Consider the following 17340-nt stretch of genomic DNA (forward strand, 5'->3'; position numbering starts at 1 on the left):
AAATTTCCTATAGAGCAAGAAAAATTTCCTAATATTATCGGGTATAATTTTATAAGGAGTTTGCATGAAAAGAATTTATAATTTAGATAAAATAAGAGGACTTACCATCATATCAATGGTGTTATTTCACTTGATGTATAATATTAATTTTTATAGGAGAATTACTCGGTATGATGATACAATTCTTAATAGAATTTGGCAACTATCAATAGCCCTATCCTTTTTTCTAATATCGGGAATAACATCAAATCTTCTGAAAGCTGAAGAAAATATAAAGAGAGGAATACTCACAAGTTTTATTGGCCTTGGCATAAGTTTTATTACTTATTTTTTCGCTAGAGACCAATTAATAATTTGGGGAGTAATGAATGGTTTGGGACTGTCTATGATTATAGGAGGTATGATCCAAAAAAGATTTAACCTCCACCTTGTCTTTAACCCTATATTCTTATTCCTATTTGCCTTAACCTACAATATACCTAGGTTTATCTTAGATAATATTAAAATTTTTGATCATATGTACTCAAATAATTTTTTTATTCTAGGTTTTCCTTCTAGGGATTTCATTTCTGCTGACTATTTTCCAATAATACCATGGATTTTCGCTTATTTAGCGGGAGTCAGTTTGGGTAATCATCTAAAAACCAATAATTTTTATTATTGGCAAGGTAAGGATAACACACTTGCTATGATAGGTAGAAATTCTATGGCCATATATCTTACCCATCAAATTATCCTCTACCCTCTTGTATCATTTTTCCTAAGCTAAAAGAGCCAGTGAACAAATCACTAGCTCTTTTTTAATTTACATTTACGGTGTATTCTTCCTTAATTATCGGATTGATATTTAATATTTCTACGACAGCTTCCTTGCTTCTTTCGTTAGCTTCGTCTAAAAAACCTTTATTTAACAAATCTTTTTCAACTTTTTTCATTTCATTTTTCCTAAAGTCGGTAAAATCTTTAATTTCTAAAGGATTGAAAACTGAACTTTTTTCATCGAATATAGTAATAGAGTTTTCATCTATCTGATGGCTTAAAATTTTGGACTTTGGTAAAGATACATTAACAACTTTTTTGGACTCGTCAATACTAACCTTAGCCATTTCCAAGTCAACCCCTGCATTTACTTCCCCATCATAAGAAATAATAAACTTTTTAGAAGTAAAAGGAATTTTCCATCCATAAAATTCGTTTGTATTTTCAAAAGAACCAACATTTGTGTATTTATATTTTAATGTAGTAAGTTCTTTAGCATTTACTATTTGATTTTTAATAATTTCTGAGCTAATCTTAGGTTCATTCTTGAAAAATCCAGCCTTCATGCCGAAAAAATAAGAGGCAAAAACCAAGAATAGTATAAAAATAAAACCTACAATTAGTTTTTTGATTTTTTTCATCTTATCTCCTTTTTACTTAAAACTAGCCCTTACGAAGTATATAGGCATATTTTTCATTCTAAATTTATTTTCATATTCTGTAACAAATGACTCTGAAATACTTAAATTCCTATCAACTTTTTCTATGGTCATCCCATATTCTTGAAAATATTCTAGGCTTGCATCAAAAAATTCTTCATTATCGGTTTTTAGTTCAAGAACTGATCCATTTTTAACAATATTAACATACCTATCCAAAAACCTCTTATGGGATAATCTTCTCTTGTGGTGGCGAGTTTTTGGCCAAGGTGTTGAAAAATTAAGATAAATTTTATCAATTTCTCCTCTTTCGAAGAAATCTTCCAAGTTTTCTGCATTAGCAATAAGACCTCTCACGTTTTGAATTTCTTCATCTAAAATTTTTCTACTAGCTACAACAAAAGCGTTGGTATTCATTTCTAAAGCGATATAATTAATATCTTTATTGTGAAGGGCTTTTTGGATAATAAAATCACCCATACCTGCCCCTATTTCAAGGTGGATAGGATTATCATTTGCAAAAATCTCTTTCCATTTTCCCTTATACTTATCCCCGCCCAAAAATACATAGGGATTTTTCTCCATTTCAGGAATTGCGTTTGGTTTATGTCTTAATCTCATCTAATCTCCTTGTTTAAATTCCTTCTTAAAATACCGTCTAAAATCAATCCAATTATTAAGCCAATTAATGCTGGTGCTATCCAACTAAATCCTATTTTAGCTCCTGGCAAATATCTTTCAGATATACTTATCCAAGTTCTTACAATAGGTCTTGTGCTTAATTCTAAAGGCAAATTTTTAAATAAATCAGCCAAAGAGCCTATTGCTGTGAATAATAGAATTGACTTGTATACTAGCTCTCTTCTACCTATGAATATAGATAAGATAGATAAAGTTATTAGCACTATTGCTATCGGATATAGGAAAAGCAATATAGGTAGGGATAGTTTTATTATTGTATCAAGCCCCAAATTTGCAACTAGAAATGATAGAGCTGAAAAAATGTAGCAATACACTTTGTAGGTAATCCTAAATGGAAGAAGTATTTCAAACATCTCAGATGCAGCAGAAACTAGACCAATTGCAGTCTTTAAACAAGCTAAAAACACAATGAAAGTTAGCATAATGTAACCGAATTTTCCTAAGTAATGATAACTTACCTTTGATAGGATTACTGCACCATTGTTCTCCCCTTTCAAAATTCCCGATGAAGTATTGCCTATGAAAGCAAGAAAACCGTATATTATAGACATTGCAACAAGGCATACCAGACCAGCTTTTAAGGTTTCCTTAGCAATATTTTTCGCATTTTTCACTCCAAGTTGCTTAACTGCCGAAATAATTATTATCGCGAAAGCTAAAGAAGCTGGTGCATCCATTGTATTATATCCATCAATTATCCCTTTTGCAAAAGGGTTATTTACATATTTTTCTTGCATGTATCCAGTACCTAAACCAGCCATTGGTTTAATTATAGAAAACACTATAAGTACTGATAAAAGCAATATAAATATTGGTGTCATATACTTTCCTATAGTATCTATTAGCTTAGATCTTTTAACCGAAAATTCTAGGACTAAAATAAAAAATACCACAGAAAATACAAGTAATCCTATAGTCTTGTCAATATTGTAAGGCCCTGCAAATCCTACTTCAAATGAAACAGTTGCAGTTCTTGGAATTGCAAAACCAGGACCAATAGCCAAGTATAAAATTATTGTAAAAGCATAGGCAAAGAAAGTCCCACCAGGTCTTGATAACTCAAACAAGTTATCACTATCTGTTAGGGATGCTGATACAACCCCCAGAATAGGAAGTCCTACAGCTGATAAGATAAAGCCAATACTTACAGGCAAAACATTCCCACCAGAGCCATAACCAAGCTCTAAGGGAAAAATTAAATTTCCAGCCCCAAAAAATAAGCCAAATAGTAGGGAACCTACCAACAAAATTTCCTTAAATTGTAAATTTTTTCTCATAACTTTTCCTTGTTTTTTGTATCATTCTACCAAAAAAGAAGAATAATTCAATATTCTTCTTTATGAAATAAATATTTTATCTGTTTTAAAGATAAATTCTATTGTATAATATTTCAGATATTTTCTCAAAACCACAGACTTCCACTTCAGTAAATCTATTAAGGTTAGGGGAATCTAGGTCAATCAAACAAACGACTTCATCTTCGACATATATTGGAATTACAAGCTCCGATGCTGAATTACTATCACATACAATATGGTCAGAAAACTTACTAACATCATCTACCTTAACTATTTCTCTATCCCTATAAGCTTTAGCACAAACTCCCTTATCAAAGCTAAGTCTTGTACAAGCTGGAAGACCCTGAAAAGGTCCGAGAATCAATTCATCTTCCCCTACAAGATAAAAGCCCGCCCAGTTCAAATCTTTTATAATCGCCATTATAAATGATGATATATTGCTCATTAAAGCTATAGCATTATCTTCATCACTTGCTTGAATTTTTACAAAATTTATTAACTCTTCCATCCTATCTTTATCATCAAGACTAGCAATTCCCTTAATCTCAAAGCTCATTTATAGACTCTCTACATATTTTTTAACATCAGGCCCAACTAGAATTTCACCATCATCAGTAAATAAAATTGGTCTTTTTACAATCATTCCATCTGTAGCTAAGAGGTCGTATTTCTCATCTAAACTCATATCTTTAAGTCTATCTTTTAGATTTTCTTCCCTATAAATCTTTCCTGAAGTATTAAAAAATCTTTTAATATCATAGGAAGTTTTCTCATGCCATTTTTTTATCTCATCTCTACTAGGATTTTCATCCTTAATATCCCTTAGGTCATAAGCAATATTTTTATCATCTAACATTTTTTCGATTCCCTTACAGGTTAAACATCTCTTATAACAAATTAATTTCATTTATTTTCTCCTTTTAAATAATCATAGGTTACGCTCGCCATTGCAGTAGGTCCATAAACTATGGAATCTTCATTAAAAACAGCTCTTCCATTATGAAGTGGATATGCTTCTCCCTGATTCGGTTTACAACCTACCATCATCATAAGTGATGGAATATTTTTAGCAACATTTGCAAAATCATCACTAGCGGTTACTGGTTCGCATTTATCAAATATGGCAAAATCACCATTTTCTTCTTTTACTCGACTCAAGGTTTTTATTGCATCATCATAGAAATCTCTATCATTGACTATCGCTGGTACATCAGAGAGTATTTCAAAACTTGCCTCTGCTCTATAAGCTTTAGCAATGTATTTAGCTATCTCTGGTATCCTTTCTTGGATATGCCTTTTACTTTCCTCATGGTAGGTTCTTGTAGTTCCTTCAACTATAGCGGTATCTGGTATTATATTTGGGGCTGAGCCTGCCTGAATGTGACCTGTTGTTAGAACTGCTCCTTTGGTAAAAGATAGCTCTCTCGAAACAATTTCTTGAAGTCCATTTACAATCTGGCTGCCTACAAAGGCTGTATCTACACCATTTTCTGGCATAGCACCATGGCATGAATATCCCTTAATATTTATTCTGAAATTATTATTAGAAGTTGCCATAGGTCCTTCTTTTATATATATACCCAGTTCTCTTGTAGTATCCATGTGAACCATCACAGCTCTTTGAACCTTCGGATTTTCAAGAATGCCAGCTTCAATCATTTTTTCAGATCCCTTTAAAATCTCTTCTGCTGGTTGAAACATAAGTTTTACAGTACCATCTAGCTCAGCCTCAAGTTCTTTCAAAATTTTGGCTGTGCCCAAAAGCATGGCAGTGTGGAAATCGTGACCGCACATATGAGAGCATTGGTTCTTAGATTTAAAGCTTAAATCTGCTTCTTCAACTATTGGAAGAGCATCCATATCTGCCCTTAATAGTATTGTTTTATCTCCTTTACCAAGGGTTGCAAGAATCGAATTTTCAATTGGAGATGTATAGGAAATACCTAGCTTGTCAAGTTCATCTTTGACAAGAGCCGTTGTTTTTGGTAGGTCAAAGCCTATTTCTGGATTTTCATGAATTCTTCTTCTAATATCCACCATATATTCCTTAATCTCATTTGATTTTTTATAAAAATTCATATAAACCTTCTTTCTAAAATTATTATACTGCAAAATAAAAAAGACTATCTTATTTTATAGATAATCTTTTAAATTAATCAAGCCAGTCTCTTATTGCCCCAATAGAAAAGAGATATTGCCCCAGGTCCTATATGGGTTCCAATAGTTGGTCCAAAATTGCTTATTTTGACTTTTCCCTTTGTATTAGGGAAACTTTCTTCAACTGCATTCTTAATTTCATTGGCAAATTCTATATTGCTAGCGTGAGTTATAAACACATAATCATTATAATCTCTTTGTCCTATTGCGTTTTTCTCCATTCTTTTTAGCAAGGTAGTTACGAGTTTTTTCTTTGTTCTAATTTTTGCAGTGACTTCCATATGCCCAGTATCATCCATCTCAATCAAGGGACATATTCTAAGAAGATTTCCAATATTTGCAGAAGCTTTAGAAATTCTACCTCCCCTAGCAAGATATTCCAAATTTTCATTGCTTGTATAGCTAATAACTCTTAAATAATTATCATCTACCCACTTACATATTTCCTCATAGCTCTTGCCCACTTGCTTTAATTCGACAAGTTTTACGACAAGTAATCCGACTCCAGCTGATGCCATTTTTGAATCCACTGGATGAATTGTTCTATCAGGAAATTCTTCCTTTAATATTTCAACTGCTTGAACAAGACAGGTGTACTGAACTGAAAGTCCAGATGACAGGCATACATGGATAATATCATAACCTTTCTTTAGAAGTTTTCTAAAATACTCTAAATATTCTTCTGTATTTATTGCAGATGTGCTTGGTGATGAGCCATTTTCCATATTCTTATAAAAAGTTTCCATATCTAGGCTCTGACCAAAATCATCTTGGAATATTTTACCATTAAGTTCATAATTTGAATTAATTATACTTACGCCAAGTTGATTGACATATGTAGGCGATAAATCCATTATAGACTCAGAACTTATAATAAAATCAGTCATAAATCCTCCTTCTGATTTCTAATAACTATTTATATTTTACCATATTAATTGTGCTACTAAAAATATATAATTTTATATAAGCTCTTTTATTGAATGAAAAAAAGCTACCTCACAAAGGAGATAGCTTTCAAAAATAGTAATTAATTTGTTCTTCTTGCATGACTTTCTTCGTAGCCATTTTCTGCTAATACTTGATAAATTTGATTTCTATGGTCTTTGTTGTATGTTTCAGCTATAATTCTTACTACTGCATGGTCAAAACCAACAGTTTCTGCAGATTTAAACTGATCTATATCCTTTATATTTGCACCTTGGTCTTTAATTATTTCAAGTAACCTAATTAGTTCACCAGGCTTATCTGAAATTGTAGTTGTGATTTCACAAAGTCTTCCAGTTTTAAATAAACCTTGGTTAATAATTTGTGCAATTGTATTTATATTAATATTTCCACCGCTTAAAACTGCACATACTTTACCATCTGAGAAGTCATACTTCTCTGCCAATACAGCTGCAACAGATGAAGCACCTGCTCCCTCAGCGCTTACCTTGCTTTCTTCAAGAAGTCTAAGGATAGCGTTGGTAATTTCATCTTCTGAGACTGTAACAATTTCATCTACATATTTTTGAACTAGGTCAAATGTTATTTCACCTGGTTTTTTTACAGCTATACCATCTGCCATTGTATTTGCAGAATCAAGGGTTACAATCTTTCCAGCCTTTCTTGAGGCTAGCATTGATGCAGCATTTTCTGGTTCTACTCCGATAATTTTCACATCTGGTTTTAATGACTTAACAGCTAGAGCTATACCAGCTATAAGTCCACCACCACCTATTGGAACTACAATATATTTTACATCTGGGAGTTGCTCTAGTATTTCAAGTCCTATTGTTCCTTGGCCACATAACACATATTCATCATCGAAAGGTGCAACGTAAGTTAAATCCATCTCTTTTTGTAATTCATAAGCTCTTGCTTGGGCATCATCAAAAGTTCCATCTACTATTATAACTTCTCCACCATATCCTCTTGTAGCTTCGATTTTTGAAAGTGGAGCTATTGATGGTATACAAATATAGGATTTAATTCCTTGTTTTGTAGCAGATAGAGCTACACCTTGGGCATGATTTCCAGCAGAGCATGATATTACTCCCTTAGCTGCTTGTTCTTTGGTTAGGTGGGCAATCTTGTTGAAGGCACCTCTTAATTTGAAAGAGCCTGTTTTTTGCAAATTTTCCATCTTGATATATAGGTTTTCGCCCATTCTTGATGCTGTATAAATTGGTGTTTTTTCAATGTTTCCATCTAGAATTTGTCTAGCTTCTTTAATCATTTCTAAATTTGCTGTCATAATTTACCTCTTATTTTATTTTTGCCATATTTTTATAAGCTTCTAGCCTTTCCCTTGATGCTTCTTCAGCTTCTGCATATAATTGGTCAGCCGTTTCTGGGAAAGCTTTTTTCAATGATGCGTAACGTACTTCTCCTTGAAGGAATTCTTGGAAGGATTCTTGAGGTTCCTTGGAATCGAGTACAAATGGATTTTTTCCATATATGGAGAGGAGTGGATTAAATCTCCATAAATGCCAATAACCACTAGCTACAGCTTCTTTTTCTCTTCTTTGAGTTTTCCCCATTCCTGCCTTAATTCCATGGTTAATACATGGAGCGTAGGCTATTATTAATGATGGACCTGGATAACTTTCTGCTTCCTTTATAGCTTTTAATGTTTGTGCTTGATTTGCTCCCATAGCTACCTGAGCAACGTAAACATAGCCATAAGTAGTCATCATTAGACCCAAGTCTTTCTTTCTAACTTTCTTTCCTGAAGCCGCAAACTTAGCTACAGCTGCAAGTGGTGTTGCCTTTGAGCTCTGACCACCTGTGTTTGAATATACTTCAGTATCGAATACTATTATATTAATGTCCTCTCCACTTGCTAGAACGTGATCTACTCCAGAAAAACCTATATCATAAGCCCAACCATCACCTCCAAATATCCATTGACTCTTCTTAATTAAGTAGTCTTTAAGTGCCACAATTCTATCAATAATTTTGTTAGCTTCTTCATTATCTGTTTTATTTCCAAGTAAGGAAATAATTTTGCTTGCTGCTTTTTTACTTAATTCAAACTTTGTATTGTTTTCTAACCATTCACTGAAAGCATCATTTAATGGTGAGGATAGATGGAGGTTCAAAAATTTCTTCATTAGGTTTTCTAAGGCAATCTTATTAGCCTTACTAGCTAGTAGCATACCATAGCCATATTCCGCAGCATCTTCAAAGAGGGATGATGCCCAAGCAGGACCTTCTCCATTTTTATTTGTGCAATAAGGCATTGATGGAACAGATGAACCCCAAATTGAAGAGCATCCAGTCGCATTTGAAATAATCTGATGGTCTCCATATAGTTGGGTTATAAGTTTAGCATAAGGTGTTTCTCCACAACCAGCACATGCTCCAGAAAATTCAAGGAGAGGTCTTGAAAATTGTGAATTCTTAACATTATTTGCTTCTATTTCGTCATCTTTATAACCAACTACTTTATGCGCATACATCCAATTATTTGCTTGCTTTTCAATTTGTCCATCAATTGGTTTCATTTCCAAAGCTTTTGTTGGAGCAGGGCAAACATCTACACAATTGCCACATCCCATGCAATCATATGGAGAAACTTGAATTCTAAACCCATAATTTTCAAATCCCTTTCCTATAGCTTTCTTTGCCTCAAAACCTTCAGGAGCATTTTCTTTATCTTTTTCATCTATCAAGAATGGTCTGATTGTTGCGTGTGGGCAGACAAATGAACATTGGTTACATTGGATACAATTTTCCATTTTCCATTCTGGAACAAATAAAGCGATTCCTCTTTTTTCATATTGGCTGGTTCCTGCCATATAATGACCATCATCGTATGGCAAATAACTTGACACTGGAAGGTCGTCTTCGTGTAGATTAATTATTGGTTTTACCATATTTCTAATGAATTCCGGATCATCAATGTTATCTACTTTAGCCTCTACTTTTAGGCTCTTCCAAGATTTAGGAATTTCAATTTCAACAAGCTCTTCCCTAGTTCTATCTACAGCCATATTGTTCATATCGACAATATTTTGTCCTTTCATTCCATAAGAAGATTGAATAGAATCCTTCAAGTATTTAATAGCATCTTCTATCGGCAAAACTTTTGATAAAATAAAGAAAGCAGTTTGTATAACCATATTCGTCCTATGGCCAAGTCCCACTTCTTGGGCAATCTTTGAAGCATTTACTGTATAAAACTTTATATTCCTAGTAGCAATATCTTTTTTCATTTTATTTGGTATATGCTCTTCGAGTTCTTCCTTATCCCAAATTGTATTAAGTAGGAATATACCACCATTTTTCAAGTTTTTAGTTAAATCGTATTGTCTAACATAGGCTTGAGGAGAGCATGAGACAAAATCAGCCTCATCAATCAAATAAGCAGCATGGATTGGATTTGGAGAAAAACGCAAGTGGGATAGGGTTAGACCATTGCTCTTCTTGGCATCATAATCAAAATATCCTTGAGCAAATAAGTTTGTATTATCCCCTATAATCTTTATAGCATTTTTGTTAGCTCCAACTGTACCATCTCCACCGTTGCCCCAAAATACGCATCTACTTGTCTTACCATCATCTATAACAAATGATTTGTCTACTTCAATAGATGTGTGCATAACATCATCATCTATTCCAACTGTGAAATGATTTTTAGGATTGGAGCTTGCAAGATTATCGAATACAGCCTTAAAGTGAGCTGGATTTGTATCCTTTTGTCCTAACCCATATCTACCACCAATAACAAGAGACTTCCTGTCAGATTTTGACAATACCTCAACAACATCTAGGTATAAAGGCTCCCCAATTGAACCCTTTTCCTTAGTCCTATCTAAAACAGCAATTCTTTCTACAGTTTCTGGAATAACTCTTAATAGATGCTCAGCAGAAAATGGTCTATAAAGATGAACCTTAACTAGACCTACTTTTCTACCTTCTTCATTGAGTCTTTCAACTGTTTGGCTAATTGTATCTGTTCCTGAACCCATTGCAACAATAATATCGGTAGCTTGTGGATGTCCAACATAGTTAAATAAAGAATAATCAGTTCCAATTTTTTCATTGATTTTATTCATATAATATTCAACTATAGATGGTAACTCAGCGTAAGCTTTATTTTGGGCTTCAGTTCTTTGGAAGTAGCCTCCCTTTTCAAATACACCACGCATTGTTGGCCTATGAGGAGAAAGGGAATCGTTTTTAAAGGCATCAATCGCTTCATAATCTACTAAATCCTCAAATTGTTCATAGTCCCAAACTTCAATTTTTTGAATTTCATGGCTTGTTCTAAAACCGTCAAAGAAATTAACAAAAGGAATTCTAGCCTTAATTGCTGCAAGATGTGCTACTGGAGAAAGATCCATAATTTCTTGAACAGAGCCAGATGCGAGCATGGCAAAACCAGTTTGTCTACCTGCCATAACATCTTGGTGATCCCCATACATATTTATAGTACATGTTGAAATAGAACGAGCTGCAACATGAAATACTGCTGGAAGTCTTTCACCTGCCATCTTAAACATATCAGGTATCATTAACAAGAATCCTTGGCTGGCTGTATATGTAGAAGTAAGTGCACCTGCTGCCAAAGATCCATGAACAGCTCCAGCAGCCCCTGCTTCGTGTTGCATTTCCGTTACTGAAACCTCATTACCAAATAAATTTTTTCTACCTTGCGCTGCCCACTTGTCAATAAATTCAGGCATTGGTGAAGATGGAGTGATTGGATAAATTGCTGCAACATCACTAAAGGCATAGGATACATGAGCCGCTGCTGTATTTCCGTCCATTGTTTTCTTTTTTCTAGTAATTGTCATAACATCTCCTTATCTATGTAATAAGCGGAAAAATAGAACTCTAAAAAGAGTCCTATCTTAACTTTTGACTATTAAACTAGCTCATTGATATATGCTTCATTTGCTTTTTTGTCTAATTTAAATCCACTTATCTTGTTAACTATACAAGCTATAGCTGCATCACCAGAGATGTTGCAAGCTGTACCAAATGAATCTTGAGCTACATATAGGGCGATAATCAAAGCTGTCATTGGTTCAGTAAATCCCAGCATAGATTGCAATATACCTAGTGCCGCCATAACTGCACCACCTGGCACACCTGGAGCTGCAACCATTGTTACACCAAGCATAAGAATGAATGGGAACATATGGTGAATAGTTACATCTCCACCTTGTAACATCAATATTGACATAGCACAAGAAGTCAATGTAATTGTAGAACCCGAAAGGTGAATTGTCGCACAAAGAGGAATAACAAAATCAGCTATACCTTTATTTACACCCATCTTATATGTTTGTCTTAATGTTACAGGAATAGTAGCTGCTGAAGATTGAGTACCAACTGCTGTCATGTAGGCTGGGAATATATTTTTAATTTTATCAAATGGACTTCCACCACCTATAGAACTTGCTAATGAATATTGAATCAAAATTGTTAACCAGTGAAGTATTATAACCATAATAAATACTTTAGAGAAAACAGATAATACAACAAATACTGTTCTTTGGTAAGCCATATTTGCGAAAATACCAGCTATATGGATTGGTAGTAATGGAATAACTATTGATGAAATTAGTTTTGTGATTATATCAGAAAACTCATGCACAACTTTCTTGAGTACTTCACCCTTACAAGCAGCAATTCCAACACCAAGTATAAAGGATATAATAAGTGCAGTAGTTACGCTAAAAATAGGATCCATTGGAGATTCAAAGAATGGTTCCAAAACTCTACCTGTGTTTTGATCAGGATTGAAGTTAATTGCACCCTTTGTAATAAAGTTTGGCAATACAAAACTTCCAGTAAAATATGTAGCGGTACCAAAAATTATTGTTGATAAGTAAGCGATACCTGCTGTAATTGCTAGTGTCTTTCCTGCTCCATTTCCTAAGTCTGCTATTCCAGGAATTACGAATCCCATAATAATTAATGGAATAACAAAGTTTAGGAAGTTACCAAATAAACCATTGAAGGTAATAAGTACTCTAACAATAATAGCTGGCCCAAAAAGACCGATTAATATACCTGCAATGATGGCTATAATAAGCCTTGGCAATAAACCTAATTTTTTCATTTCTTCCTCCTAAATGAAATTGATCCTAGGATCAATTTAATAATATCAGATATACGTTTTCATGTCAATATTTTAATTGTTTTCAACTTTAACCATTTATGTTTTATCGGCGGAGTTCATTAGTAGATTTTTTATAAATATTTTTATGCTAACGTTTTCTATTGTAGAACTTATTTTGGTCTTTTTAAAAATACCATTATTCATAAATAAAAAAACGTTTTGAGTATACTTGAATAATATTTACTATATTTGATTTTTATGAATTAAAAAATTCCTATGACATAAAAAGGATGTAGCTATAATTTACGAGCTTACATCCTTGATAAAAATATTCTATTTTAAAATCAATTGCCATCCATAAAAATCCTATGAGTAACCATAGCCTTTTAAAATGATTTATTTAAAATATCCTTTAAGGTCTTTGCAGATTCGTGCATCCTTTCATTTTCTGTATCTGTTAGTGGAACTTCAATTACCCATTTAGCTCCGTCCTTACCAACTACCGTAGGGACTCCTATATATATATCCTTTAGACCGTATTCTCCATCAAGATAAGATGATGTTGAAAATACAGCATTTTCATCATTGATAATTGATTCAACTATTCTTGCAAGAGCCATTCCAATTCCATAGAAGGTAGCACCTTTTTTCTTAATTATCTCATAGGCAGCATTTTTGGTTTTCTCAAATGTATTTAATAAGGCTAGCTCATCAACTCTGCTATTTGACCTAACCCATTCATAGATTGGAAGTCCACCTATGTTTGTGTGTGACCATACGGCAAATTCACTATCACCATGTTCGCCCATTATATATGCATCCACACTCCTTGGATCAATTCCAATTAGAGATGCTATCTCTTTTTTGAATCTTGATGAATCAAGTGTTGTACCTGTACCTATAACTTTGCTTGCAGGAAATCCAGAGAACTTCCATGTGGCATAAGTTAGAATATCAACTGGGTTGCTAGCTACTAGAAAAATACCATCAAATCCTGAATCAACAACTTTTTTTACCATATCCTTGAATATTGATAGGTTTTTCCCAACTAAATCGAGTCTAGTTTCTCCATCCTTTTGAGGAATACCAGCTGTAATTACAACTACTTCTGCATCTTTGCAATCTTCATATTCTGCCTTGTAAATATCCTTAGGCTTAGTGAAGCTTAAAACATCCGATAGATCCATCGCATCTCCCTCGGCCTTTGCTTCATTGATATCTATAATGCCTAATTCTCTTCCAATACCAAGAACTGTACTAGCATATGCAAAAGATGAGCCTACAGCTCCATCTCCAATTAAAATAATTTTACTATCTTTCATAAAAGTCTCCTTAATTTATAGTCTAGTCTTTTACTAGGATATTATTATTGTACTCCTAATTTTATCCAAGGAAAATATTTATTTTGATTTTGCATTTCTTCTGTCTATTGCACCGAGAGCTATGAAAGAATAAAGTATCCAATTACCTTTGGCAAAGGCAGTATATTTAGGAACCCAGACTGATGCATATTTCTGCTTGTAGTTCCTAAGTCCCTTGAAAGAATAAAACTTATTACCATGTTTATAGATAAGATAAGCTATTCTTTCAGACAGGTAAGCAGATTTATTTATACCAACATTAGAAAGTGGAGCCATACCTAGGTTAAAATACTTGTATGAATTTTCTTGACCATAAAGATATAAGTTAAGAAAGAGGAAATCCATCATAGAGTTGACATTCTTTTCCATATCATAGCGCATTAAGTCGATGCTAAGAACCTCATCGTTTTTATCTGGCATAATGTTAGTAAATGCCGTAATATCTCCATTGCTATCAAAAACAACTGCAATGTCTGATTTACTTAGGTAGTATCTATCAAAAAATCCTAAGGAAAATCCTTTTTCATCTCTCCCATCAAGCCAAGAATCAGAAATCTCCTCAAGTTTGTCCATAAAATCATCCAGATAAGGAGGTTTCATAATTTCAAAAGTGTAACCATCTTTTTTAAACCTATTTAGTATATTTCTCTCTGTAGATTTTTTCCTTCCTGCTAGAGAAAAAGTTTCAAGGTCTACAAGTGCATTTTCACCAAATTTCATGAAATCATAGCCATAATCATGAAGAGAGAGGGTAAACTTTTCACCAACTTCATAGAATATTGGGCTTAGGCCTGACCTTATGCATGAATTGTTAAAATCAAATAGGGCATCACCTATATCTTCTTCTTTACCAAAAGGCTCTCCCATTACAATAGCTTTGTTATTTATTACCCCGTATTGAAAGGCTACAGTTTCCTCCCCATCTTTGTTTTTATAAAAATATATATATTTATCGTCTAAAAATGCTAGACCAGATGCTAGAGATTGCTTACTTCCATATTTATCAATCATCTTCTCTAGTTCACCAAGATTGGTATATTCTTCAATTCCTTTTCCTTTTTTCATGTAGGCGAATATTAACTTAGCAAATAATGTAAGGACTAGTATTGCTAAAATTAGGTAAATCCATCTATATGTAAGAATATAGGTTGAATAATTTTTTCTTTTGTTTATATTAATTATATAGAAAAAACCTAATGCAAAAAACAGTATAAAGTCTATACTCATCTTTTCCCAGCTATAAATGAACCTATCTTTATTAAGGACATCTCTAGTATAATAAGCCAATAGCATTATTATAAGAAGAGGAAAAACTGACATGAAGTTTTCACCACTTGCTATCAAAAATACAAAGGCTACTACTCCTGTAGCTATCAATAGTTTCAAGGATTTTTTTTGTTTATCAAATGATAGCCTAGATAGGATTAGAAAAATAAATCCCAATACTAAATCAGCACTTATCATTATCAATGTCATAGTCAAAACTGGTTTTGAATAATTTGCAAAATCCTCAAAGTAATCAAATGCTATAACCGTAAATATTAAATAGAATCCATAAATCCCAACAAACAAGCTGTTAATTTTTTGAATAAATTCTTTGCTGGTCCTTAATGCATAGTCGCCATATTTCTCCCTTACGTTTTTAAGGAAGTCTTTAGATAAGTATATAACTCCACCGAACACACCTATGGCTAGAACTAGAAGAGCAAAGTTGATATGCCTATCCTTGGTCGACTCTCCAATTATAAATGTAAGTAAGCCCAATAACACCAAAGACATAAAGGCTCGCAGTTTGTTTTTATTGTATAAATTATTCACTTATTCCTCCTTCAAAAATTTGATAACCAACTTGTTAAATAGACCTGGCTTAATTCTTGCGAATTTATGTCCTACTTTTTTAACAATTATAAGTTTACAATTATCTATATACTTTGTTATATTCTTAACATGGCCTAACCTTATCAAATCCCTAGAACCAACAAGTATAAGTACATTGTTTCTAATATCAGAAAGATCCTCCCTATTAACCTTCAAATCCTTTAGAAGCAAAGATGCCACTCTCTTATTTCTTTTGAAAAATGGAAGTATATTCCAAAATATATTTTCACAAATACTTAATATTTTGCTAAATAACTTAGTCCCGTCAAATCTTGTGTTTGGTGCATTTAGAATTAATTTATTAACTAAGGTTGGATACTTTATACTAAAAACTAGGGCGAGATTTGCACCATCGGAAAACCCAAGAAGGTGGGATTTTTTGATACCGAGTTTTTCAAAAACTTCATTTAAGTCATTGGCCATAAGGTCAAAGGTCAATTTATCTTTTGTATTTCCACTTCTTCCATGATCTCTAAAATCTATAAGATAAAGATGAAAATTTTTAGAAAGCTCTCCTAAGTTGTATTCAAAATAGGAGCTATCTCCTCCATTACCATGGAGAAGAAATAGATTCTCCCCTCTTCCAACTTCCTCATAGAAGATATCGGTCTTATCTTTTAATTTAATCATTCCCTTTTTCATAAAAACCTCTGTATATTTATTATACCAGCCTTTTATGTATTTAATTTTAATTTTGCTAGTTTGCTTTCAGGGATGAAAAAAGCACAACAAATTGTAAGTTGTGCTTTAATTTATATTCCTAGATATGCTGCTTTCACATCTGGGTCAGACTTAAGTGATTCTGCACTACCCTCTTTTACTATTCGTCCTGTTTCAAGAACATATCCCCTATCAGCAACTTCAAGAGCTAGATTTGCATTTTGTTCAACTAATAGAATTGTTGTTTTGTCTTTTTTTAAAAGGGCTATAGTATCAAATATTTTATCAACAAATAAAGGAGATAACCCCATTGATGGTTCATCGAGAAGTAAAACTTGAGGCCTTGTCATAAGAGCTCTTCCCATTGCTAACATCTGTTGTTCGCCTCCTGAAAGTGTTCCAGCTTCTTGCTTTCTTCTTTCCTTGAGGACTGGAAAAAGTTGATAAATCTTATCCATCTCAATTTTATCTTCTTCCTTAGTAGAGTTGACAGATACTCCTCCAAGAGTCAAATTATCTTCAACGCTAATTCCCTTAAAAACCCTCCTACCTTCTGGAACTTGAGCTATACCAAGTCTTGTTCTTTTGAAGGCCTTTTGTTTTAATATAGAGTTATTATTAAAGGTTATTTCACCAGCCTTAATTGGTAGAAGTCCCGAAATTGCTTGTAGAGTTGTTGTCTTTCCTGCACCATTAGCTCCTATCAATGAAACAACTTCTCCCTTATTAACTTCAAGGCTTACTCCCTTAATCGCATGGATATTTCCGTAATATACATTCAAATCTTCAACTTTTAAAAAACTCATAGC

At 33.2% G+C, this 17340-nt stretch carries 15 protein-coding genes; 1 reads left to right on the forward strand and 14 read right to left on the reverse strand.

Annotation, left to right across the window (positions count from 1 at the left end; all coding sequences use genetic code 11):
* Positions 1-64: 64 nt before the first annotated feature.
* Entirely contained in the window at positions 65-769 is a 705-nt protein-coding gene (locus Q0W95_RS02210) for a heparan-alpha-glucosaminide N-acetyltransferase domain-containing protein (protein ID WP_297789453.1), read from the forward strand.
* A 31-nt stretch (positions 770-800) separates the two neighbouring features.
* On the opposite strand, the gene Q0W95_RS02215 is transcribed toward Q0W95_RS02210, so the two are convergent.
* The 14 genes from Q0W95_RS02215 to Q0W95_RS02280 all read right to left on the reverse strand — a co-directional run bounded on the left by Q0W95_RS02215 (position 801) and on the right by Q0W95_RS02280 (position 17337).
* Positions 801-1400 (reverse strand): DUF4230 domain-containing protein, encoded by a 600-nt coding sequence (locus Q0W95_RS02215; protein WP_297789456.1) that lies wholly within the window; start codon positions 1398-1400, stop codon positions 801-803.
* 12 nt (positions 1401-1412) lie between these two features.
* Positions 1413-2039 carry a tRNA (guanosine(46)-N7)-methyltransferase TrmB gene (gene trmB / locus Q0W95_RS02220; RefSeq protein ID WP_297789458.1) on the reverse strand — a complete coding sequence of 209 codons (627 nt, stop codon included), beginning with the start codon at positions 2037-2039 and terminating at the stop codon, positions 1413-1415.
* Positions 2036-3397 (reverse strand): branched-chain amino acid transport system II carrier protein, encoded by a 1362-nt coding sequence (gene brnQ / locus Q0W95_RS02225; protein ID WP_297789461.1) that lies wholly within the window; start codon positions 3395-3397, stop codon positions 2036-2038. Before brnQ ends, trmB begins: the two co-directional genes overlap by 4 nt.
* A gap of 85 nt (positions 3398-3482) precedes the next feature.
* The gene (locus Q0W95_RS02230) at positions 3483-3974 is read right to left on the reverse strand and encodes a GAF domain-containing protein (protein ID WP_297789464.1); all 492 of its coding nucleotides are present in this window, start codon (positions 3972-3974) and stop codon (positions 3483-3485) included.
* Positions 3975-4325: a Spx/MgsR family RNA polymerase-binding regulatory protein gene (locus Q0W95_RS02235; RefSeq protein WP_297789466.1), complete on the reverse strand. Its 351-nt coding sequence runs from the start codon at positions 4323-4325 to the stop codon at positions 3975-3977.
* Positions 4322-5497: a M20 family metallopeptidase gene (locus Q0W95_RS02240; protein ID WP_297789469.1), complete on the reverse strand. Its 1176-nt coding sequence runs from the start codon at positions 5495-5497 to the stop codon at positions 4322-4324. Before Q0W95_RS02240 ends, Q0W95_RS02235 begins: the two co-directional genes overlap by 4 nt.
* Before the next feature lie 77 nt (positions 5498-5574).
* Positions 5575-6462 (reverse strand): DegV family protein, encoded by an 888-nt coding sequence (locus tag Q0W95_RS02245; RefSeq protein ID WP_297789472.1) that lies wholly within the window; start codon positions 6460-6462, stop codon positions 5575-5577.
* A 140-nt stretch (positions 6463-6602) separates the two neighbouring features.
* Complete coding sequence (gene ilvA, locus Q0W95_RS02250) at positions 6603-7811, reverse strand: threonine ammonia-lyase (protein WP_297789475.1); 1209 nt, start codon at positions 7809-7811, stop codon at positions 6603-6605.
* Positions 7812-7821: 10 nt separating this feature from the next.
* Complete coding sequence (gene nifJ / locus Q0W95_RS02255; RefSeq protein WP_297789478.1) at positions 7822-11358, reverse strand: pyruvate:ferredoxin (flavodoxin) oxidoreductase; 3537 nt, start codon at positions 11356-11358, stop codon at positions 7822-7824.
* A gap of 71 nt (positions 11359-11429) precedes the next feature.
* A complete protein-coding gene (locus Q0W95_RS02260; RefSeq protein WP_297789481.1) occupies positions 11430-12632 on the reverse strand; it encodes a dicarboxylate/amino acid:cation symporter in 1203 nt (400 codons plus the stop codon).
* Positions 12633-13018: 386 nt separating this feature from the next.
* Positions 13019-13954 carry an L-lactate dehydrogenase gene (locus tag Q0W95_RS02265; protein WP_297789484.1) on the reverse strand — a complete coding sequence of 312 codons (936 nt, stop codon included), beginning with the start codon at positions 13952-13954 and terminating at the stop codon, positions 13019-13021.
* A gap of 78 nt (positions 13955-14032) precedes the next feature.
* Entirely contained in the window at positions 14033-15811 is a 1779-nt protein-coding gene (locus Q0W95_RS02270; RefSeq protein WP_297789487.1) for a phosphatidylglycerol lysyltransferase domain-containing protein, read from the reverse strand.
* A complete protein-coding gene (locus tag Q0W95_RS02275; RefSeq protein ID WP_297789490.1) occupies positions 15812-16513 on the reverse strand; it encodes an alpha/beta hydrolase in 702 nt (233 codons plus the stop codon).
* Between the two features lie 110 nt (positions 16514-16623).
* On the reverse strand, positions 16624-17337 hold the full coding sequence (locus Q0W95_RS02280; RefSeq protein ID WP_297789493.1) for an ABC transporter ATP-binding protein: 714 nt from the start codon (positions 17335-17337) through the stop codon (positions 16624-16626).
* Positions 17338-17340: the final 3 nt, after the last annotated feature.

Source organism: uncultured Anaerococcus sp. (genome assembly GCF_947253225.1).
Classification (GTDB): domain Bacteria; phylum Bacillota; class Clostridia; order Tissierellales; family Peptoniphilaceae; genus Anaerococcus.

What these genes read in the sequence shown, in the direction of transcription:
- Q0W95_RS02210 (WP_297789453.1), top strand. Translation starts at nt 65, where the DNA reads ATGAAAAGAATTTATAATTTAGATAAAATAAGAGGACTTACCATCATA.
- Q0W95_RS02215 (WP_297789456.1), bottom strand. Translation starts at nt 1,400, where the DNA reads ATGAAAAAAATCAAAAAACTAATTGTAGGTTTTATTTTTATACTATTC.
- trmB (WP_297789458.1), bottom strand. Translation starts at nt 2,039, where the DNA reads ATGAGATTAAGACATAAACCAAACGCAATTCCTGAAATGGAGAAAAAT.
- brnQ (WP_297789461.1), bottom strand. Translation starts at nt 3,397, where the DNA reads ATGAGAAAAAATTTACAATTTAAGGAAATTTTGTTGGTAGGTTCCCTA.
- Q0W95_RS02230 (WP_297789464.1), bottom strand. Translation starts at nt 3,974, where the DNA reads ATGAGCTTTGAGATTAAGGGAATTGCTAGTCTTGATGATAAAGATAGG.
- Q0W95_RS02235 (WP_297789466.1), bottom strand. Translation starts at nt 4,325, where the DNA reads ATGAAATTAATTTGTTATAAGAGATGTTTAACCTGTAAGGGAATCGAA.
- Q0W95_RS02240 (WP_297789469.1), bottom strand. Translation starts at nt 5,497, where the DNA reads ATGAATTTTTATAAAAAATCAAATGAGATTAAGGAATATATGGTGGAT.
- Q0W95_RS02245 (WP_297789472.1), bottom strand. Translation starts at nt 6,462, where the DNA reads ATGACTGATTTTATTATAAGTTCTGAGTCTATAATGGATTTATCGCCT.
- ilvA (WP_297789475.1), bottom strand. Translation starts at nt 7,811, where the DNA reads ATGACAGCAAATTTAGAAATGATTAAAGAAGCTAGACAAATTCTAGAT.
- nifJ (WP_297789478.1), bottom strand. Translation starts at nt 11,358, where the DNA reads ATGACAATTACTAGAAAAAAGAAAACAATGGACGGAAATACAGCAGCG.
- Q0W95_RS02260 (WP_297789481.1), bottom strand. Translation starts at nt 12,632, where the DNA reads ATGAAAAAATTAGGTTTATTGCCAAGGCTTATTATAGCCATCATTGCA.
- Q0W95_RS02265 (WP_297789484.1), bottom strand. Translation starts at nt 13,954, where the DNA reads ATGAAAGATAGTAAAATTATTTTAATTGGAGATGGAGCTGTAGGCTCA.
- Q0W95_RS02275 (WP_297789490.1), bottom strand. Translation starts at nt 16,513, where the DNA reads ATGAAAAAGGGAATGATTAAATTAAAAGATAAGACCGATATCTTCTAT.
- Q0W95_RS02280 (WP_297789493.1), bottom strand. Translation starts at nt 17,337, where the DNA reads ATGAGTTTTTTAAAAGTTGAAGATTTGAATGTATATTACGGAAATATC.